Here is a 19,933-nt window from a genome sequence, read left to right on the forward strand (position 1 = left end):
TTGTCGGTGGGCGGAATCGGCAGGACTGCCGATGACATGTCGGCGGGTGCGCGGTTACAGGGTCAGCCCCGAGTACATCACCGCGTTCGGGTCGTACTGCTGCCGCACGGACGCCAACCGCGCCAGATTCGACCCGAAGTACCGCGAGGGCGGCGTGTTCGGTTCCAGATAGTTCACGTAGCCACCGGCGGAAACCTGTTGCACGGTGGTGTGGGCGGTGGCCACCCAGGTGCTGGCCGTCGACGTCTGGCCGCTGCCGTTCTCGACGTACCACTGCGCGACGGCGGCGTGCCGGCGCCACGGGAAGGCCGAACCGGCCGGGTCGACGTCGCCGACCGCCCCGCTCAACGTGTCGACGATCACCGACGCCCGCCCCCCGGCCGGCGGCCACTTGCCCAGGGCGGCGACAATCGCTTGCGCCGCAGTCGAATTCATGGTGCCGATCACGTCGGAACCGGCCACGAAGCCGCGCGGCGAGCTCGTCGCGCTGCCGCCGGCGAGGTACATCACCAGGTCCATGTGAGCCATCGTCCTGTGCTCGGTCGCGGTGGGCTGCGCCCCGACCGCCGACTGGATCGCCGAGGCCACCGCCTGACCCGAGCCGGCCGGGCACGTCGCCAGCACATGGCAGCTTCCCTCGGTCCCATTGACCGACAGGTCGACCAGCCCCCAGGTGTTGCGGTCAGCGGCAGAAAGCCAGCTCTGCCATCCGGTCAGCACCTGCGCGCCGGCCGCGGGGGCGAAATCCACCCGCACCACGTCGGAGTCCGAGGTGGAGAACGTGGAAAATGTCAACGACGTCGTCACGCCGAAGTTGCCGCCGCCGCCACCGCGCAGCGCCCAGAACAGGTCGGGATGCTCCTCGGCGGACGCGGTGACCGTCTCGCCGCTGGGCAACACCACCGAAGCCGAGCGCAGCGCGTCACAGGTCAACCCGGCGTGCCGGGAGTCGGCCCCCATCCCGCCGCCCAGCGTCAGGCCCGCCACACCCACGGTGGGGCAACTGCCGGTGGGAATCGCCCGGCCCGCGGCGGCCAGCGCCTGGTGCACCGCATACAGGTCCGTCGCGGCGGGCACCGTGACGGTGCCCGCGCCGTTGTCGACGTTCACCCCGCCACTCAGTCCGCGCAGGTCCAACACCATGGCGCCGTTGGCGGTCGAGGCGCCGATGTAGGAGTGCCCGCCGCCGCGGGGGGCCACCTTAAGCTTGTTGGCGGCCGCGAACGCGAGCGCTTTCGCCACGTCGGAAGGCGAGGTGACCACCACCACCGCCGCCGGCGTGGCGGCGTTGTAGTTCGAGTTGAAGACCTGCTTGCCGGTGGTGAAGGCGGCGCCGTCGGCGGGCAGCAACACCTTGCCGCCGATCGAGGAGGCCAGGCTGCTCCAGGCGCCGGTCGGTTCCGCCCACGCCCGGGGCCGCGATATGCCGAACAGTGCCGAACCCGCCAACGCCCCGGCGGCGCCCCGCAGAAAAGCCTGACGAGAAATCATGAGGCGCATTGTTAAACGCCGCCACGTAGAATCCGAGGGTCCGGCGACATGTCGGCCACAGCGTGACGCGATTGTGTCCGGCCGGTCACAAAACGCCGGTCCTGCCAAACCTTTACGCCATCGTGTCCCGAACGAGACCGGCATCGACAACAGTTCACTTGGTCGCTTGAGTGCCGCATAAAGGTGCTCTCCAACATTACGGAGCTTGATATGCAGCCATGGCGCCACCAGCCCCTGAGCGTTCGACTATTGGCGGGTTCCGCGGCCCTGCTGACCGCGGGTGCGGCCTTCGCCGCCCCCGCCGAGGCGAGCCCGGTCGACGACGCGTTCATCACCGCGCTGAGCAGTGCCGGCATCAACTACGGCGACCCGGTGAACGCCGAAGCGCTGGGCCAGTCGGTCTGCCCGATGCTCGCCCAGCCAGGCGGCAACTTCGCCGCGGCCGCGACCCGCGTCAGAGGCAGCAGCGGCATGATGTCGCCCGAGATGGCCGGCATGTTCACCACGATCGCGATTCAGATGTACTGCCCGTCGGTGTTGGCCGACGTGGCCAGCGGCCAGGTGCCGGGCGCGCTGCAGCAGATCCCGGGCTTGGGAAGCATTCCGGGACTGGCCAACATCCCGGGATTGCCCGGGAACTAACCGGTCCCCAGCGGGTCGATCGTCCACGCGACGTAGACCATCGCCGCACCCACCGACGCGGTGGTCAGGAAGTCGGTCCCCCGGCTGCGTACCACCAACAGGCCCGCGCGCTCATCGGGCAGGGCGAGCCGCAGCACGGCCGCCACCCCGACACCGATGCCGATCAGCAGCGAACCGCGGCGCCAGAAGTTGGCGCCCGCCAGCACGAACGCCACCAGGAAGATCAGCCCGACGAGCAGGATGGGCCATTGGGCGCGCAATGCGCGCCCCAGGATGGCCCGAAGCGTCATCGGAAAGTCACCGCCGTTCGGCCAGCTCGACGACATTGGTGAGCAGGAAGGCGCGGGTCAGCGGCCCCACGCCACCGGGGTTGGGCGAGATGTGGCCGGCGACCTCCCACACGTCGGGATGCACGTCCCCGGTGAGTTTGCCGTCGACCCGGCTGACGCCGACGTCGACGACGGCGGCCCCCGGACGGACCATGTCCGCGGTCAGCATGTGCGGCACCCCGACGCCGGCCACGATGATGTCGGCCTGCCGGGTCAGCGCCGGCAGATCACGAGTTCCGGTGTGGCACAAGGTGACTGTGGCGTTCTCGGAGCGCCGGGTGAGCAGCAGCCCCAGCGGCCGGCCCACCGTGACGCCGCGCCCGACGACCACCGCGTGCGCCCCGGCGATCGGCACCTCGTAGCGCCGCAGCAGATGCACGATGCCGCGCGGCGTGCACGGCAACGGCGCCGGCATGTTCAGCACCAGCCGGCCCAGATTGGTCGGGTGCAGGCCGTCGGCGTCCTTGCCGGGGTCGACCCGCTCCAGCGCCGCACTCTCGTCCAGCTGCTTGGGCAGCGGCAACTGCACGATGTAGCCGGTGCACTCCGGGTTGGCGTTGAGCTCGTCGATGGTCTCGTTGAGCGTTTCGGTCGAGATGTCCGCGGGCAGGTCGCGCCGTATCGAGGTGATGCCCACCTTGGCGCAGTCGGCGTGCTTGCCCCGGACGTAGGCCTGCGAGCCCGGGTCGTCACCGACCAGGATGGTGCCCAATCCAGGGGTGCGTCCGGCTGCGGTCAACGTCGCGACCCGCTGGGTGAGGTCGACGAAGATCTCGTCGCGGGTGGCCTTGCCGTCCAGCGTGATTGCGCCCACGCCAGACAGTTTGGCATGGCCGGGCGCGATCGCGTCCCGCACCCGAGCCGTTAGGCTGCCTATATGTCTGCCGCCCCAGACGTCTTGTGCCCTGCCAAACTCGGTCCCCTGACCCTTCGGAACCGGACCATCAAGTCCGCGACGTTCGAAGCCCGCACCCCGAATGCGCTGGTCACCGACGACCTGATCGAATACCACCGCCAGCCCGCCGCCGGGGGGGTCGGCATGACCACCGTCGCCTATTGCGCGGTCTCCCAGGGCGGCCGCACCGAGGGCAACGGACTCTGGATGCGCCCCGAGGCGGTGCCCGGCTTCCGTCGCCTCACCGACGCGATCCACGCCGAAGGCGCGGCCGTCAGCGCCCAGATCGGCCACGCCGGCCCGGTCGCCAACGCCCGCAGCAACCAGGCCACCGCCCTGGCGCCGGTGCGCTTCTTCAACCCGATCGGCATGCGGTTCGCCAGGAAGGCCAGTGCGGACGACATCGACGAAGTGCTGGCCGACCATGCCCGCGCCGCCCGGCTGGCCGTGGAGGCCGGCTTCGATGCGGTCGAAATCCATCTGGGCCACAACTATCTGGCGAGCGCGTTCCTGTCTCCGCTGATCAACCGTCGCACCGACGAGTTCGGTGGCTCGCTGGCCAACCGGGCCAAGGTCGCCCGCGGACTGGTGATGGCGGTGCGCCGCGCCGTCGACCAGGGACCGCGGCAGATCGCGGTCACCGCCAAACTGAACATGTCCGACGGCGTGCGCGGCGGCATCTCCAACGAGGAGTCGCTGATCACGGCCAGATGGCTGGAGGAAGACGGCGGGCTGGACGCCATCGAACTCACCGCGGGCAGCTCACTGGTCAACCCGATGTACCTGTTCCGCGGCGATGCGCCGCTGAAAGAATTCGCCGGCGCCTTCAAGCCGCCGCTGCGCTGGGGCATGCGCATGACCGGCAAGAAATTCCTCCGCGAATACCCGTATCGAGAGGCCTACCTGCTGGACGAGGCCAAGCTGTTCCGCGCCGAGTTGAAACTGCCGCTGATTCTGCTCGGCGGCATCACCAACCGCGAGACGATGGACCTGGCGATGGCCGAGGGGTTCGATTTCGTGGCGATGGGCCGGGCGCTGCTGGCCGAACCGGACCTGATCAACCGGATCGCCCGCGACGGCTCGGGCGTCCGGTCGGCCTGCACGCACTGCAACAAGTGCATGCCCACCATTTACACGCGCACGCACTGCGTGGTCACCGGAGCGCCGGACCTGCGGCCGGTGCCCCGATGAGGCTGTGAGACCGGTTGACATGTCTGGCTGTTCTCGCAAACTGCGTTAGGGCCGGCCGTCGATTCCGTTCAAACCCAACAGCAGACCACCGGTGCCGCCGGCGCCGCGGGTGCCGCCGGTAGCGGGTGTTGGGCCGATGCCGCCGTTGCCGCCGTTGCCGCCGTTGCCGATCAGCGCCGCATCGCCACCCTTGGCGCCGTCACCGCCGACGACGTCGCCTTGGCCGCCGGCGCCTCCGGCACCGCCGCTGCCCAGCAGCTGACCACCCCTGCCGCCGGCGCCACCGGCGCCACCGGTCCCGCCGGTGACGTTGAAGGTGCCGTATCCACCGGCTCCGCCGATCCCGCCGCACCCCAGCAGCCCGGCGTTGCCGCCCGCCCCGCCGGCCCCGCCAACCAGGCCGAACCCACCGGCGCCGCCGGATCCGCCGGTAGAGAACAGCAGCCCCGCGTCGCCGCCGACCCCACCCGCCCCGCCGGCGCCGGTGCTGCCCCCGCCGGTCCCGCCGACCCCGCCAGCGCCGAACAACAGCCCGGCTTTGCCACCCGCCCCGCCGACTCCACCGTCGCCGCCGAGTGCGCCGTTGCCGCCGGCACCGCCAGCCCCGGCGAAGAAGCCACCGTTGCCGCCGGCGCCGCCCGCACCGCCGGTAGCCCCGAAGCCGGCGTCACCACCGCGGCCACCGCCCGCGCCGACCAGGCCGGCCAGCGCGCCGGCTGCCCCCCCATTGCCGCCGCTGCCACCGGCTACGCCGGTGGCCGCCGTCGTGGCACCCATCCCGCCGGCCCCGCCGCCGCCGAACAGGCCGCCGGCCCCGCCGGCCCCGCCGTTGCCACCGCCGCCAGTCAAACCGAATGCGGGTCCGCCGGCCCCGCCGCCGCCGCCGGTGCCCAGCAGGCCACCGACCCCGCCGGCCCCGCCGAACCCGCCACTGCCGGTCGACGAAGCCCCGCCGGTGCCGCCGGCACCGCCGCTGCCCAGGAACCCGGCAGCCCCACCCGCACCGCCGTTTTGACCCAGCCCGCCCGACCCGCCTGCCCCGCCGTCGCCGAGCAGGAATCCGCCGGGCGTGCCGCTTTGCCCGGTCCCCGCAGTGCCGTTGATGCCGTTGCCGATCAGCGGCCGGCCTAGCAGGGCCTGGGTGGGCGCATTGATAACGTTGAACACCGGCTGTAGTGGTCCCGCGGCCCCGTTCACGCCGCTCGCGCCGAGGGTGGCACCGAATCCGCCGTTGCCGCCGTTGCCCGCGGTGCCCAGCAGCACCGCGGCCCCGCCCGTCCCGCCGACACCACCGGTCGCCGTAAGACTCTGGCCGCCTTCGCCACCCGCACCGCCACCACCCAACAGCAGCCCGCCCCGGCCACCAATGCCACCGGCACCGCCGGTGGCATTGGTGCAGAACCCGCCGACCCCGCCGGCCCCGCCGACGCCCAGCAGGCCGGCATTGCCGCCGGTCCCGCCGGCCCCACCCACGGTGAGGCCGATCCCGCCGGCCCCGCCAACGCCGCCGCTGGACAGCAGCAGACCTCCGTCGCCACCCTGTCCACCGGCCCCTCCCGCGCCAACACCCTGGCCGCCGGCCCCGCCGGCCCCGCCTGCGCCGAACAGGAAGCCCGCTTTTCCGCCGGCGCCGCCCGCGCCACCGGCAGCCCCACCGAGCGCGCCGGCTCCGCCGTCGCCACCCGCGCCGCCCAGCAGGCCGCCGGCCCCGCCGGCACCGCCGGCACCCCCGTCGGCAAGGCTGAATCCGCCGTTGCCGCCCTGCCCGCCGGGAGCTCCGACCAGCCCGGCCAGCACCCCCGCGGTTCCGCCGGCGCCTCCGACCCCGCCCGCCGTGATGCCGGCTCCGCCGGCGCCACCGGCCCCGCCGGCCCCCCAGAGTCCACCGGCCCCACCGGCTCCGCCGGCCCCACCGGCCCCGGCAGTGGTCGCCACCCCGCCGGCCCCGCCCACCCCGGCGCCGCCGAACAACAACCCACCAGCGCCGCCATTACCGCCGGCCCCGCCACTACCGACCACCGAGCTTCCGCCGCTCCCGCCAGCCCCTCCGCTGCCCAACAACCCGGCAGCCCCACCGTCGCCGCCCCGCAGGCCCGGCGCACCCGACCCGCCGGCCCCACCATCACCGAGCAACCACCCACCCGCCGCCCCGTTCTGACCCGTCCCCGCAGCCCCGGGCGCACCATTGCCAATCAGCGGCCGCCCGGTCAGTGCCTGGAATGGGGCATTGATCGCGGCCAGCACCTGCTGCTGAAAAGCCTGCACCGGGTTGGCCGCCGCCAGCGCCGCCGCGCTCGCGGCCTCCGCGGCGGCGTAAGACTCCGCGCCGGCCGTCAACGCCTGCACGAACCGGGCGTGAAACGCCGCCGCCTGCGCGCTGAGCGCCTGATAGTTCTGGGCGTGCCCGGAAAACAGCGCCGCGATAGCCGCTGAAACCTCATCCCCGGCCGCGACCAACACCGTCGTCGTGGGAGCGAGCGCAGCCGCGTTAGCCGCACCCACCGACGTGCCAAGAGTGGTCAAATTCGTTGCGGCCGTTGATAATTCCTGCGACACAGCTACGACAAAGGACATTGCGGCACGCTCCCAGATCTGTCCAAAACCCGGCTGGTATCCGATGATCATCAGTGCGTCGGACGAAAAATCACGTTACACGCTTCGAAGACAGCCGCAAGGCTGCTACTGCGCTCAAGTCCGGCGTCGAGTCGTACGCGGTAGTGCGCATACCGTGAGGGTGGGACCGGGCCAGCCGTATGTCAGCAATGCACGGGCACGTTGAGTAATTGATTCATAAAGTTAGCGTGCACAAACGGGCTCCCGCGAACGGCGCGGGAACGGGCGCCGCCCTTCGCCGCAATTGCCGGCAATGCGTAGAAGCTAAAGTTGTCAGCGATGCCCACACCAGCCGTCCCGCCAGCGCTGACCGTTCGGTACGACGGGTCGGAGCGCACCTTCGCGGCGGGCCACGACGTGGTGGTCGGCCGGGACCTGCGTGCCGACATGCGCATAACTCATCCGCTGATCTCGCGCGCCCACTTGTTGCTGCGCTTCGATCAGGGCCGCTGGCTGGCGATCGACAACAACTCACTGAACGGCACCTACGCCAACGGGCGCCGGGTGCCGGTGGTCGACATCAACGACGGCCAGACCGTCAACATCGGCAACCCCGACGGCCCCCTACTGACCTTCGAAGTGGGGCGGCACCGCGGCCCCGCAGGGCGCCCGCCGCAAACCGAATCGCTGCCGATCCTGCCGTCGGGTCCGGCTGGACCGTCCGGCCCGGTGCCCGGGCATCCGCCGGCGCAGCTCAGCGGGCGCCAGCCCACGTGGGTGGGCCCGCCGCCGGGGCGCGCGGGCCCGGGCGGGCCGCCCCCGCCGTCGGCCCAACCGATGTACCCGAGCAGCGCCGCTCCGTGGGCACCTCCGGGTTATCCGTCGAGCGGACCGCCTCCGCATTCATCGGCGCACATACCGCACCCGCCACCGGCGCAGCAGACGTCGCCGAGGCAGCCCGCCCGCGTCCCGGGACCGCCCGCGGGGGCCAAGCCGCCCGAGCAGAGCAACATCGCCACCAAGATGTTCCAGGCCTTACTCGGTACGGGCACCCACGAGAAGCCCGCCGGTTCGGTCACCATCGGCCGCTCGACAGACAACGACATCGTCATTCAGGACGTGCTGGCCTCCCGGCACCATGCGTTCCTCAGCCTGACGCCGCTGGGCGCGGAGATCCGCGACAACAACAGCGTCAACGGCACGTTCGTCAACGGTGTGCGGGTCGGATCGGCGATCCTGACCGAAGGCGACCTGGTCACCATCGGCAACGTCGACCTGGTGTTCACCGGCGGCACCCTGGTGCGCCGCACCGCGGTGGCCTCCCGCACGGGCGGCCTGGAAGTGAACTCGGTGACGTTCACCGTCGAGGGCGGCAAGCAACTGCTCGACCACATCTCGCTGACGGCCCGGCCGGGGACACTGACGGCGATCATCGGCGGATCCGGCGCCGGAAAGTCCACACTGTCGCGGCTGATCGCCGGATATACCAGCCCCACCACCGGGAACGTGACCTTCGAGGGCCACGACATCCACGCCGAATACGCCTCCTTGCGCAGCCGGGTCGGCATGGTTCCCCAGGACGATGTCGTGCACCGGCAGCTGACCGTCAACCAGGCGCTCGGTTACGCCGCCGAGCTGCGGCTGCCCCCCGACACCAGCAAGGCCGACCGCGCCCAGGTGGTCGCCCAGGTCCTCGAGGAGCTGGAGCTGACCAAACACGCCGACACGCGGGTGGACAAATTGTCCGGCGGTCAGCGCAAACGCGCATCGGTAGCCCTGGAACTGATCACCGGCCCGTCGCTGCTGATCCTCGACGAACCGACCTCGGGGCTGGACCCGGCGCTGGACCGTCAGGTGATGATGATGCTGCGCCAGCTGGCCGATGCCGGCCGCGTGGTGCTGGTGGTCACCCACTCGGTGTCCTACCTCGATGTGTGCGACCAGATCCTGCTGCTGGCCCCGGGCGGTAAGACCGCCTTCTTGGGCACGCCCGACCAGATCGGCGCAGCGATGGGCACCACCAACTGGGCCGACATCTTCACCAAGGTGGGCGCCGATCCCGACGAGGCGAACCGTCGCTTCCTGGAAGGCAACCGGCAGCCCGAACGTCCGTCGCAGACCAGTCCCGCGGCCGACCTGGGCGAGCCGGTCCACAACAACGGGTTCCGCCAGTTCTCCACCATCGCGCGCCGCCAGGTGCGGCTGGTGGTCTCCGACCGCGGCTACACGGTGTTCCTGGCGCTGCTGCCGTTCCTGATCGGCGTGCTGACCCTGACCGTGCGCGGCAAGACCGGGTTCGGCATGGCCGATCCGCTCAGCAGTGCACCCAACCAGCCCGGGCAGATCCTGGTCATGCTCAACGTCGGCGCGGTGTTCATGGGCACCGCGCTGACCATCCGCGACCTGGTGGGTGAACGCCCGATCTTCAAGCGCGAACAGGCGGTCGGCCTGTCAACCGGGGCCTACCTGGCCGCCAAGGTCGTGGTGTTCTGCGCCTTCGCGGTGATGCAGGCCTTCATCGCGACCACGATCGCGGTGGTGGGCTGGGGTAAGCCGCTCTCGGACGCGGTGGTGCTCGGCGACGTCAGGTTCGAACTGTTCGTGACCGTCGCCGCCACCTGCGTGGCGTCGGCGATCCTGGGCATGGCGTTGTCGGCGATCGCCAGGTCGCAGGACCAGATCATGCCGCTATTGGTCACCGCGATCATGTCTCAGCTGGTGTTCTCCGGCGGCATGATCTGGGTGACCAATCGGACTGGCCTCGACCAACTGTCCTGGGCCACCCCCGCCCGGTGGGGCTATGCGGCGGCGTCGTCGACCATCGACACTCACCGCCTCACCCCCGGCCCGACCGACCCCAAGGACCAGCACTGGAACCACACCCCGAGCGCCTGGCTGTTCGATATGGCCATGTTGGGACTGCTGTGCCTGGTGTACAGCGCCATCGTGTGGTGGAAGATCCGGCTGAAGCGCCGTTAGCGGCGCCTGCGCCCCCTTAATCTGTCCTGATGAATCCAACTCCACCGGTGCTGACAGTTCGAGCGGATCGCTCGCACCGCGAGTTCGCCGCCGGGCCGGATGTCGTGATCGGCAGCGACCTGCGCGCCGATCTGCGGGTCGCGCATCCCCTGATCTCCCGTGCTCACTTGCTGCTGCGCTTCGATCAAGGCCGATGGCACGCGATCGACAACAACTCGCAAGGCGGCATCTTCGTCAACGGGAGAAGGGTGCCGGCGCTGGACATCCACGACGGGCAGACCATCAACCTGGGCCAGTCCGACGGCCCACGCCTCAGTTTCGAGGTCGGGCACTATCAGGGCAGCGTGGGCGCGTTGCCGCCGACGGAGCGGCTGCCGGTGATCGGCCCGCCCGGGGGGCCACGGCAGGGCCGACCGACCGGGCCGGGCCGGCCTTCGACTGCGCCCGACAGCGTGGAGCGCACCACCGCCATCCCCACGATCACGCCCGCCCACCGGCAACCACCCGCGCACACGGCCGGGGACGAGACCGTGTCGCAGCTGCAGACCGGCACGGTCCGGACCCCGAGCGTGGCGCCCGGCACTGCCGTCCGCGCCGCGGCCGCCCGCATCGGCCGCGCGTCCGACAACGACATCGTCGTCACCGACGTGTTGGCCTCGCGCTACCACGCGCAACTGTCCCCCACCCCCGTCGGCACCGAGATCCGGGACCTCAACAGCATCAACGGCACCTTCGTCAACGGCATACGGGTCGGATCGGCGATCCTGTCCGACGGCGACGTGGTCACCATCGGCAACGTCGATCTGGCGTTCGTCGGCGGCGTCCTGGTGCGGCGCACCGAAGCCGCGACCCGCACGGGCGGCCTCGAGGTTCGCGACATCATCTTCTCGATCAACAACAACCGATTGCTGAACAACGTGTCGATGACGGCGCGGCCGGGAACGCTGACCGCGATCATCGGCGGGTCCGGTGCCGGAAAGAGCACCCTGTCCAGGTTGATCGCGGGCAACACCACACCCAGCTCCGGCGCGGTGACGTTCGAGGGTCACGACATTCACCAGCAGTACGCGTCGCTGCGCAGCAGGATCGGCATGGTCCCGCAGGACGACGTCGTGCACCGGCAGCTGACGGTCAATCAGGCCCTGGGCTATGCGGCCGAGCTCCGCCTGCCGCCCGACACAAGCAAGGACGACCGCGACCAGGTCGTGGCGCAGGTTCTCGACGAACTGGGGCTCACCAAGCACGCCGATACCCGCGTCGACAACCTTTCCGGGGGGCAGCGCAAGCGTGCTTCGGTGGCGCTGGAACTGCTGACCGGACCGTCGCTGCTGATCCTGGACGAACCCACCTCGGGCCTGGACCCCGCGCTCGACCTGCAGGTCATGACCATGTTGCGGCAACTCGCCGACGCCGGCCGCGTGGTACTGGTGGTCACCCATTCACTGACCTATCTGGACGTCTGCGATCAGGTGCTGCTCATGGCGCCCGGCGGCAAAACGGCGTATCTCGGGCCGCCGGACCAGATCGGCGACGTGATGGGAACGACCAACTGGGCGCACATCTTCGCCAAGGTCGGCGCCGACCCCGACGAGGCGAACCGGCGGTTTCTCGCGCAGAAGCAGCCGCCACCGACCTCGCCGGCCACCCAGCCGGCGGACCTGGGCGCCCCCGCGCACACTAGCGTGCGTCGCCAGTTCTCCACCATCACCCGCCGCCAGATGCGGCTGGTGATCAACGACCGCGCCTACTTCCTGTTCCTGGCGATCCTGCCGTTCATCCTGGGCGGGCTGGCGCTGACCGTGCCCGGCAACAGCGGATTTCATATGGCCTCGCCGACCAGCAACACACCCGACGAAGCCGCCCAGATCCTGACGCTGCTCTCCATCGCCGCCGTCTTCATGGGCACCGCGTTGACCATCCGCGACCTGATCGGCGAGCGCCCGATCTTCCAGCGCGAGCAGGCCGTCGGCCTGTCCACCTGGGCCTATCTGGCCGCCAAGCTCACGGTGTTCTTCGCGTTCGCGGTGATCCAGGCCGCCATCGCCACCTCCATCGTGCTGGTCGGCAAGGGCGCTCCGACGCAGAAGGCGCTGGTTCTGGGTAATCCCGGCTTCGAGTTGTTCGCCACGGTTGCCGCCACCTGTGTGGCTTCGGCGGTCGTCGGGCTGGTGTTGTCCTCGATCGCGCGGTCCAACGAGCAGATCATGCCGCTGCTGGTGGTGTCGCTGATGCTGCAACTCGTGCTCGCCGGCGGCATGATCCCGGTGACGAACCGGATCTTCCTGGACCAGCTGTCCTGGGCGATACCCGCACGCTGGGGTTACGCGGCGTCGGCAGCCACCGTGAACCTGCGCGAGCTGGTGCCCGGTTCGCTCAGCCCGGAAGACAGTCACTGGACGCACACCCGCGGCGCATGGCTGTTCGACATGGCGATGCTGGCCGTTCTTTCGGTGTTGTACAGCGTCGTCGTGTGGTGGAGGATCCGGCTCAAGCGACGCTGACGCTTAGGGTGAAACACATGACCCCAGCCGGGCAGCCAGTGCTGACCGTTCGGACTGGCCCGGTGCACCGCACCTTCTCCGCCGGTCGTGACGTGATAGTGGGCAGCGATCTGCACGCCGACGTGCGGATCGCGCATCCGGTGGTGGGCTCGGCACATCTGTTGCTGCGTTTCGAGCAGGGCAGCTGGGTCGCCATCGACAACAACTCGCCGACTGGCATCTTCGTGAGCGGTAAACGGGTGCCGCTGGTCGACATCCACGACGGCCTGACGGTCAACCTCGCCCAGCCCGACGGACCGCGGGTCACATTCGACGTCGGCCGACCCGACAGCATCGCGCGCCCGGTTCCGGAGACGGACCGGATTGCGGCCGCCAGACCCCGGCAGCCTCCGCGGCTGTTCCTGCCGTCGGGGCCGCCACCGCGGCGGTTGCGCCGGCACCCGCCCACCGGGCAGCATCCGAACCCGGTGGCCGACCCGGGGCGGACTTCCGCCATTCCGCTGAGGCCGCCTAGCGGCCCGGACGCCGAGCCGGCAGCGGCACCGTCGACCACCAGCCGGATCGGGCCGGTCACCGGCGTGTCCCAGTTCCCCACCCGGGGCATCACGGTGTTCGGCGCCGCCGAAAATCTGGCCCCGCCGCTCGGGCGCACCGCATGGATCGGGCGTGCGGCGGAGTGCGACATCGTCGTCCCCGACGTGCTGGCGTCGCGCCGGCACGCCTACCTGGCTCAGACCGCGATCGGCACCGAAATCCGCGACAACCACAGCATCAACGGCACTTTCGTCAACGGCATCCGGGTGGGCTCCGCGGTGCTCAGTGACGGTGACGTCGTCACGATCGGCAACGTCGATCTGACCTTCGCCGGCGGCACTCTGGTCCGGCGCACCGAAGCCGCGACCCAGACCGGCGGACTGGAGGTGAACGAGGTCAGTTTCAGCGTCGACGGCAAGGCACTGCTGCAGAAGGTGTCAATGACCGCGCGCCCCGGCACCCTGACCGCCATCATCGGTGGTTCCGGCGCCGGCAAGACCACCCTGGCCCGGCTGATCGCCGGCTATACCGCGCCCGGCTCGGGCGCCGTGACCTTCTCCGGGCATGACATCCACAAGGAGTACGCCTCGCTGCGCAGCCGGATCGGCATGGTGCCCCAGGACGACGTCGTGCACCGGCAGCTGACGGTCAATCAGGCGCTGGGATACGCCGCCGAACTGCGGCTGCCTCCGGACACCACCAAGGCCGACCGGACGCGGGTCATCGCCCAGGTACTGGAGGAACTGGGGCTCACCCAGCATGCCGACACCAGGGTTGACCGGCTCTCCGGCGGTCAGCGCAAACGCGCGTCGGTGGCGCTCGAACTACTCACCGGCCCGTCGCTGCTGATTCTGGACGAACCCACCTCGGGCCTGGATCCGGCCCTGGACCTGCAGGTCATGACGATGTTGCGCCAGCTCGCCGACGCGGGACGGGTGGTGCTGGTGGTCACGCATTCGCTGACCTACCTCGAGGTGTGCGACCAGGTGCTGCTGATGGCGCCGGGGGGCAAGACGGCGTTTCTGGGTCCGCCCGACCAGATCGGTGCCGCGATGGGCACCACCAACTGGGCGCACATCTTCGCCAAAGTGGGTGCCGACCCGGACGAAGCTAACCGCCGCTTCCTGGCTCAGAGCCGGCCGGTCGTGTCGACAGCGGCGCAGACGCCCACTGACCTGGGCGCCCCCGCCCACACCAGTGCGGCGCGCCAGTTCTCGACGATCGCCCGGCGCCAGGTTCGGCTCGTCATCGCCGATCGCGCCTATTTCATCTTCCTGGCCGTGCTGCCGTTCATCCTGGGCGCGTTGTCGCTGACGGTTCCCGGTGACCGCGGTTTCGGGTTCGCCGAGGCGAACAGCGACACCCCGGACGAGGCCGCGCAGATCCTCAACCTGCTCAGCATCGCCGCCGTGTTCATGGGCACCGCGCTGACCATCCGCGACCTGATCGGCGAGCGTCCGATCTTCCGGCGTGAGCAGGCCGTGGGTTTGTCGACCTCGGCCTACCTCGGCGCCAAGGTGAGCGTGTTCTGCGCCTTCGCCATCGTGCAGGCCGCGATCGCGACCGCCATCGTGTTACTGGGCAAGGGCGCACCGACGCAACGGGCGCTGCTGCTGGGCAATCCCAGCTTCGAACTGTTCGTCAGCATCGCCGCGACATGTGTGGCCTCGGCGATTCTCGGGTTGCTGCTGTCGTCCATCACGCGGTCCAACGAGCAGATCATGCCGCTGCTGGTGGTGTCGCTGATGTTGCAGCTGGTGCTGGCCGGGGGCGTAGTCCCGGTGACCAATCGGATGTTCCTCGACCAGCTGTCCTGGCTGGTGCCTGCGCGCTGGGGCTATGCGGCGTCGGCGGCAACGGTCGATCTGCGCGACCTGGTGCCCGGATCCGTGAGCCCGGAGGACAGTCACTGGACCCACTCGCGTCCGGCCTGGCTGTTCGACATGGCGATGCTGGCCGCGCTGTCGGTCGTCTACTCGGCGTTGGTGTGGTGGCGCATCCGGCTCAAGCGCTGACGTGGTGTGCGCGAGCAGCCGCAAAATCGCCCAAAAATGGTCCATTTTTGGGCGATTTTGCGTCTGCTCGGCACCTGTTAGGTTAGGCGTCCAGGAGCAGCCCGTGCGACACCGCAAAGGCCAGCGCCTGCGGGACATCGATGCGGGCCCCGCGCAACGACGCGGTGGTCCACAACGCGGGGTCAACGCTGGCGCCCCGCAGATCGGCGTCGTCCAACCGGGCGCCGGCGGTGCGGGCGCCACGCAGGTCGGCGCCGCGCAACACGCTCTTGCGCAGGTCGGTCTCCACCAGGCTGGTCTCGCGCAGCCGGCACCCGCTCAGGTCGACGCCGCGCAGGTCGTTGCCACCGAGCACCGCGAGGGTGAAGTCCACCTCGTCGAACGCCACCGGCCGCAACCGGCACTGCGCGAACACCGAGCCGAGCATGCTGCACTGGGCGAAGGTGCTGTGCCACAACGTTGTTCGAGTGAAGGTGCAGTTGCGGAAGGCCGATCCGCGGTGCTGGGATTCGGCCAGGTTCACGCCGCTGAAGTCGCACTCGGTGAACACCACGCGGTCGGTGTGCAACCGGCTGAGGTCCCCGTCTTGGAAATCACGGAAGTCCTCGCCGGTGAATTCGCGGTCAGTCCACTCCAAGACGGTCAGCTGCTCGCCAAACTGGCCAGCGCATACTCACTCACCGCGATCAGCGCATCGCGGGCAGACCGGGGGTTGCGGGCGTCGACGCTGATGACAGGGATGTGGCCGGACAGCGTCAGTGCCTTGCGCACCTCGTCTACCGGGTACCTGGGGGCGCCGTCGAACTCGTTGACCGCGACCAGAAACGGCAGCCGGCGGTGTTCGAAGAAGTCCACGGCGGCAAAGCTGTCCTGCAGGCGCCGGACGTCGACCAGCACGATCGCACCGATCGCCCCGCGCACCAGGTCGTCCCACATGAACCAGAACCGTCGCTGCCCCGGGGTGCCGAACAGGTACAGCACCAGGTCGTCGGCCAGGGTGATGCGGCCGAAGTCCATCGCCACGGTGGTGGTGCGCTTGTCCGGGGTGGCCTCGATCATGTCGACGCCGGCCGAGGCGTCGGTGACCATCGCTTCGGTCCGCAGCGGCATGATCTCCGACACCGCGCCCACAAAGGTGGTCTTGCCCGCGCCGAAGCCGCCCGCGATGACGATCTTGGTCGACGCGGTGTCGCGCTGGACAGCACCCCCCTCATAGTGCTCGTAAGCCACGCAGGGTCCTTCCTATGAGCTCGTGCCGCTCATCGCGCGTCGAACGGTCGGTCAAGGTCCTGTGCACCCGAAGGTAACCGGCCGTGACCAGATCGCCGACCAGGACGCGCGCAACACCCACGGGTAAATCCAGCCGGGCCGAGATTTCGGCGACCGACGGACTGCTGACGCACAGCTGCAGGATCCTGCCGCGCGCGTCACCGGGCGGCCATTGGTGAACCAGTCCCGCCTGCAGGGTCTGCACCGGCGCCTCCAACGGCAGGTCGACGTCGGTACCGGTCCGCCCGGCCGTCAAAGTGTACGGGCGGACCAGGTTCGGTTGACCGGGGGTTACCGGCGGCTCGAGTTGGTCCATTGCGGCCCGGATTCGGCGCGGCGGGCGGACTGCACCACGTTGCCCACCTGTTCGACAAGGATGGCCATCTCGTAGCCGATCTGACCGATATCGCACGACGACATGGCCAGCGTGGCGAGGTGCGAACCGTCACCGACACGCATCAGCAGCAGAAACCCGTTCTGCATCTCGACCACCGACTGCAGCACCTGCCCGCCCTCGAACAGCTGCGCCGCGCCGGTGGCAAGGCTGGCCAGTCCTGACGCCACCGCGGCCAACTGGTCGGCGCGCTCGGCGGGCAGGTGCTCGCTTGCCGCCACCGGCAGGCCGTCGACCGACACCAGCAGCGCATGCGCGACGCCCGGAACCTCGCGCACGAATTTCGACACCAGCCAGTCCAGGGGGCTGTACGACGACTGAACCGTCATTGCTGGCCTTCCTCACCGGTTTCGCGGGCATGTGAGCGGGCCGAGCGCACGCCGCTGAAGTGGCTGCCGATCGAGGTGCGAACGGCGTCGGGATCGCGGGCGCGCAGACCGCCGTTCGACGCGGCGGGCTCATCGACGGCGGCTGCTCCGGGGACGAGCCGCGCTCCGGGGGTTCGCATCGGCAGGCCGTGCTCGGTACGGGATTGCACGGGCTTGTCCTCGGCCTCGGCGGCCGCCGACCAGCCCCGGTCCCAGACGGTCTGCCAGTCCAGGTCCGGGCTCTGGACGAGGTCGTGCGGGTCGCCCATGATCTCGGACAGCATCCGCTGATAAATCACGTCGTCGTCCTGCGGTCCCGACGGTGTGAGGTCCGGCGGCGCGGGTTTGGCGGCGTTCGGCGCGGCGGCCGGGCGCCGCGCGAAGAAGGACGAGGTGTCCGACGCTGTGGCGGCCTCGGACTGCGCCGGCTGCTGGGCGGGTGCGGCCGGCTGCTGCGCGGATGCCGGCGGCTGCGCGGGTGCCTTCTCCCACCACGGCGTCGGCAGCGGGCGCTTGGACTGTGGCTGCCCGGCTGTGGCAGGGGCTTCCGTAGCGGCGCCGGTGATACCGCTGGACCCGGGACTGCGCCGCGGCAGCGACGTCACCGATGTTCCGGTCTGGCCAGGGTGCAGCGGGACCGCGGCAGGCTCGGGTTCGGGGGGGCGCACCGCGAAGAACTGCCGCTGCGGCGCCTGTTGCTGCGTCTGTCCCTCGACCAGCACCGCCAGCGGCAGATAGACCTCGGCCGTCGTCCCGCGGCCGGCTTCGCCGGCCGCCGGTCCCCGCAGCCCGACCCGCAGCCCGTGCCGGGCGGCCAGCCGTCCGACCACGAACAGCCCCATGTGCCGCGCGTTCTCCGGCGTCACTTCGCCCCCCGCCTGCAGCCGCATGTTGGCCATCCGCCGGTCGGACTCCGTCATGCCCAGGCCCGAATCGGCAATACGCAGCAGCACGCCTCCCTCACTGCCCCGCACCGCGGAAACCTTGACCTGGGTGTCGGGCGGCGAATAACGCAGCGCGTTGTCGATCAGCTCCGCGAGCAGATGGATGATGCCGCCGGCCGACGCCCCGAGCACAGTGCAGTCGGCCACCGAACCGATATCGACCCGGCGGTAATCCTCGACCTCGGAGACCGCGGCATTGATCACCGTGCCGAGCGGCACCGGTTCGCGCTGGTCGCGGCCAATGTGGGCGCCGGCCAGAACGAGCAGGTTGGCGCTGTTTCGGCGCAGCCGCGCCGCCAGGTGATCCAGCCGGAAGAGGTTGTCCAGGCGCTCGGGATCCTCTTCGTTGCGCTCCAGCCGGTCGATGAGCGCAAGCTGCTGGTCGACCAGCGATCGGCTGCGCCGCGACATCGTCTCGAACATGTCGTTGACGAGCAACCGCAGCCGCGCCTCGTCACCCGCCAGCAGAAGGGCCTGGGTGTGGAGTTCGTCGACGGCGTGAGCGACCTGCCCGATCTCCTCGGTCGTGTAAACGGCCAACGGTTGCGGGACCGGCTCGGCGCCGCCCCGGATCCGGTCGATCTCTGCCTCCAAGTCGGTATGGGCCACCTGCAGAGCGCCGTCGCGCAGGACCCGCAGCGGCTTGATCAGGGCCCGCGAAACCAGCAGGACGATCACCAGCGCGGCCCCGATAGCGATCAACACCAGTACCGCGTCGCGGACGGCTGCGTCGCGGCGCGCCGTCGCCTGGCTCCCCACGGACTTGGTCACCGAAGTTGTGGCGTCACCGATGATCTGCTCGGCGACGCCCTGGGTGGTGTGTATCGAGCGCAGCAGGTCGGCGTTGTCCACCAGTGAACTGTCCGGATCGGACAGGATCGCCATCCGGGCCACCATCTGCTGCTGCAGGTTCTTGGCCTCCGGTGAACCGGTGCCCAGCACTTCGCTCATCCCGAACAGGGTCGACGGTTCGGTGCCGGCCAGCGTGATCATCGCGGTGCGCAACTGCGGCTCGGGCAGGTCGGCGCCACGGGTCACCAGTATTTCTTGCATCGTCATCTGTCCGCGGGCACCGACGGCGCGGCTCAGTCCCTCCACCCGGGCGCGGATCTGCTCGCTGTCGACCTGCACCGACGCGTTGATCGCGTCCTCGGCGGCCAGCAGCAGCGGCGCGTAGGTGGTGATCCGGTCCCGCAGGCCGATGCTGTTGTCCAGCACCTTGTCCAGAAGTGACTGCCCACCGTTGAGCAGCGTGTTGACTCCGGACCGGACGTCGGGGATCACATCGGTGTCGGCCAGCCGGGTCTGCAGCTCGTACTTGCGGGCCGAGAAGTTCTTCTTCGCGCCCTCCACGTCGCGTCCGGTGGAACTGGCCAGCAGGGCGACATCGAGTGCCGACATGTATTTGGTGATCGCCGGTATCACGTTGGCGCGGGCCGCTTCCAGGCGCAGGCGCCCGGAGCCGGCCATCTCGGACTGCACACGCAACGCGCCGAACGTCGTCGCCAGCAGCAGCGGCACCAGGGCGATCGCCAGCACCTTCCAGCGCACCGGCCAGTTGCCCAACGACCATCTGGGCGGGCGTTTGTGCGGCTGGGCCGTAACGGACGCAGGGACAGCGGGAGCACCGGGTGGGACCGCCGCGACCGGGCTGGTCGGGCGGGCGAACATCGTCACTTGGTGGCGGCCGGGGCGGCCGCACCTTCGGATGGCGTCGCGTGAAACGAGAGGCTCATGGAACTTCCTGCTGCTTTTTTGCGCCGGCCGATGGCCGCGGGCGTGCAATGCCTGGCAATTCGACGAGTATGACAGCCCCCAGCCGAGGTCT

At 70.1% G+C, this 19,933-nt stretch carries 14 protein-coding genes; 5 read left to right on the top strand and 9 right to left on the bottom strand.

Going from position 1 to position 19,933, the window contains the following annotated elements; all coding sequences use genetic code 11:
- Window positions 1-54 precede the first annotated feature (54 nt).
- Window positions 55-1,500, bottom strand: a complete 1,446-nt coding sequence (locus ACX9NE_RS21555; RefSeq protein ID WP_459363133.1) for an FAD-dependent oxidoreductase — start codon at window positions 1,498-1,500, stop codon at window positions 55-57.
- Between the two features lie 201 nt (window positions 1,501-1,701).
- Here ACX9NE_RS21555 and ACX9NE_RS21560 point away from each other — a divergent pair, with 201 nt between their 5' ends.
- On the top strand, window positions 1,702-2,133 hold the full coding sequence (locus ACX9NE_RS21560; protein ID WP_459363132.1) for a DUF732 domain-containing protein: 432 nt from the start codon (window positions 1,702-1,704) through the stop codon (window positions 2,131-2,133).
- Here the strand turns inward: ACX9NE_RS21560 and ACX9NE_RS21565 are convergent.
- Both ACX9NE_RS21565 and ACX9NE_RS21570 read right to left on the bottom strand, forming a co-directional pair.
- Window positions 2,130-2,423 carry a DUF3017 domain-containing protein gene (locus ACX9NE_RS21565; RefSeq protein WP_459363131.1) on the bottom strand — a complete coding sequence of 98 codons (294 nt, stop codon included), beginning with the start codon at window positions 2,421-2,423 and terminating at the stop codon, window positions 2,130-2,132. The genes ACX9NE_RS21560 and ACX9NE_RS21565 overlap by 4 nt on opposite strands.
- Window positions 2,424-2,430: 7 nt before the next feature.
- Window positions 2,431-3,276 (bottom strand): bifunctional methylenetetrahydrofolate dehydrogenase/methenyltetrahydrofolate cyclohydrolase, encoded by an 846-nt coding sequence (locus ACX9NE_RS21570; RefSeq protein ID WP_459363130.1) that lies wholly within the window; start codon window positions 3,274-3,276, stop codon window positions 2,431-2,433.
- Window positions 3,277-3,339: 63 nt separating this feature from the next.
- Here ACX9NE_RS21570 and ACX9NE_RS21575 point away from each other — a divergent pair, with 63 nt between their 5' ends.
- The gene (locus ACX9NE_RS21575; RefSeq protein ID WP_459363129.1) at window positions 3,340-4,548 is read left to right on the top strand and encodes an NADH:flavin oxidoreductase; all 1,209 of its coding nucleotides are present in this window, start codon (window positions 3,340-3,342) and stop codon (window positions 4,546-4,548) included.
- Between the two features lie 45 nt (window positions 4,549-4,593).
- On the opposite strand, the gene ACX9NE_RS21580 is transcribed toward ACX9NE_RS21575, so the two are convergent.
- On the bottom strand, window positions 4,594-7,122 hold the full coding sequence (locus ACX9NE_RS21580; protein ID WP_459363128.1) for a PE family protein: 2,529 nt from the start codon (window positions 7,120-7,122) through the stop codon (window positions 4,594-4,596).
- Between the two features lie 318 nt (window positions 7,123-7,440).
- Between ACX9NE_RS21580 and ACX9NE_RS21585 the strand changes: the two genes are divergently transcribed.
- The 3 genes from ACX9NE_RS21585 to ACX9NE_RS21595 are packed head-to-tail and all read left to right on the top strand — an operon-like array spanning window position 7,441 to window position 15,130.
- A complete protein-coding gene (locus ACX9NE_RS21585) occupies window positions 7,441-10,080 on the top strand; it encodes an ATP-binding cassette domain-containing protein (RefSeq protein ID WP_459363127.1) in 2,640 nt (879 codons plus the stop codon).
- A 29-nt stretch (window positions 10,081-10,109) separates the two neighbouring features.
- Window positions 10,110-12,581 (top strand): ATP-binding cassette domain-containing protein, encoded by a 2,472-nt coding sequence (locus ACX9NE_RS21590; RefSeq protein ID WP_459363126.1) that lies wholly within the window; start codon window positions 10,110-10,112, stop codon window positions 12,579-12,581.
- A 17-nt stretch (window positions 12,582-12,598) separates the two neighbouring features.
- Window positions 12,599-15,130, top strand: a complete 2,532-nt coding sequence (locus tag ACX9NE_RS21595; RefSeq protein WP_459363125.1) for an ATP-binding cassette domain-containing protein — start codon at window positions 12,599-12,601, stop codon at window positions 15,128-15,130.
- Between the two features lie 82 nt (window positions 15,131-15,212).
- Here the strand turns inward: ACX9NE_RS21595 and ACX9NE_RS21600 are convergent, their stop codons facing one another.
- The 5 genes from ACX9NE_RS21600 to ACX9NE_RS21620 are packed head-to-tail and all read right to left on the bottom strand — an operon-like array spanning window position 15,213 to window position 19,782.
- Window positions 15,213-15,767, bottom strand: a complete 555-nt coding sequence (locus tag ACX9NE_RS21600) for a pentapeptide repeat-containing protein (protein ID WP_459363124.1) — start codon at window positions 15,765-15,767, stop codon at window positions 15,213-15,215.
- 5 nt (window positions 15,768-15,772) lie between these two features.
- Complete coding sequence (locus tag ACX9NE_RS21605; protein WP_459363123.1) at window positions 15,773-16,360, bottom strand: GTP-binding protein; 588 nt, start codon at window positions 16,358-16,360, stop codon at window positions 15,773-15,775.
- Window positions 16,341-16,715: a DUF742 domain-containing protein gene (locus ACX9NE_RS21610; protein WP_459363122.1), complete on the bottom strand. Its 375-nt coding sequence runs from the start codon at window positions 16,713-16,715 to the stop codon at window positions 16,341-16,343. The genes ACX9NE_RS21605 and ACX9NE_RS21610 overlap by 20 nt, the downstream gene beginning before the upstream one ends.
- Window positions 16,691-17,122 (bottom strand): roadblock/LC7 domain-containing protein, encoded by a 432-nt coding sequence (locus ACX9NE_RS21615; protein ID WP_459363121.1) that lies wholly within the window; start codon window positions 17,120-17,122, stop codon window positions 16,691-16,693. The genes ACX9NE_RS21610 and ACX9NE_RS21615 overlap by 25 nt, the downstream gene beginning before the upstream one ends.
- Complete coding sequence (locus ACX9NE_RS21620) at window positions 17,119-19,782, bottom strand: sensor histidine kinase (protein WP_459363120.1); 2,664 nt, start codon at window positions 19,780-19,782, stop codon at window positions 17,119-17,121. The genes ACX9NE_RS21615 and ACX9NE_RS21620 overlap by 4 nt, the downstream gene beginning before the upstream one ends.
- Window positions 19,783-19,933: the final 151 nt, after the last annotated feature.

Source organism: Mycobacterium sp. ML4, assembly GCF_054515735.1.

Bases quoted from the DNA above. Each gene is read 5' to 3' on its own strand.
- ACX9NE_RS21610 (WP_459363122.1), bottom strand. From the start codon at position 16,715: ATGGACCAACTCGAGCCGCCGGTAACCCCCGGTCAACCGAACCTGGTC.
- ACX9NE_RS21590 (WP_459363126.1), top strand. From the start codon at position 10,110: ATGAATCCAACTCCACCGGTGCTGACAGTTCGAGCGGATCGCTCGCAC.
- ACX9NE_RS21560 (WP_459363132.1), top strand. From the start codon at position 1,702: ATGCAGCCATGGCGCCACCAGCCCCTGAGCGTTCGACTATTGGCGGGT.
- ACX9NE_RS21615 (WP_459363121.1), bottom strand. From the start codon at position 17,122: ATGACGGTTCAGTCGTCGTACAGCCCCCTGGACTGGCTGGTGTCGAAA.
- ACX9NE_RS21580 (WP_459363128.1), bottom strand. From the start codon at position 7,122: ATGTCCTTTGTCGTAGCTGTGTCGCAGGAATTATCAACGGCCGCAACG.
- ACX9NE_RS21595 (WP_459363125.1), top strand. From the start codon at position 12,599: ATGACCCCAGCCGGGCAGCCAGTGCTGACCGTTCGGACTGGCCCGGTG.
- ACX9NE_RS21555 (WP_459363133.1), bottom strand. From the start codon at position 1,500: ATGCGCCTCATGATTTCTCGTCAGGCTTTTCTGCGGGGCGCCGCCGGG.
- ACX9NE_RS21565 (WP_459363131.1), bottom strand. From the start codon at position 2,423: ATGACGCTTCGGGCCATCCTGGGGCGCGCATTGCGCGCCCAATGGCCC.
- ACX9NE_RS21585 (WP_459363127.1), top strand. From the start codon at position 7,441: ATGCCCACACCAGCCGTCCCGCCAGCGCTGACCGTTCGGTACGACGGG.
- ACX9NE_RS21575 (WP_459363129.1), top strand. From the start codon at position 3,340: ATGTCTGCCGCCCCAGACGTCTTGTGCCCTGCCAAACTCGGTCCCCTG.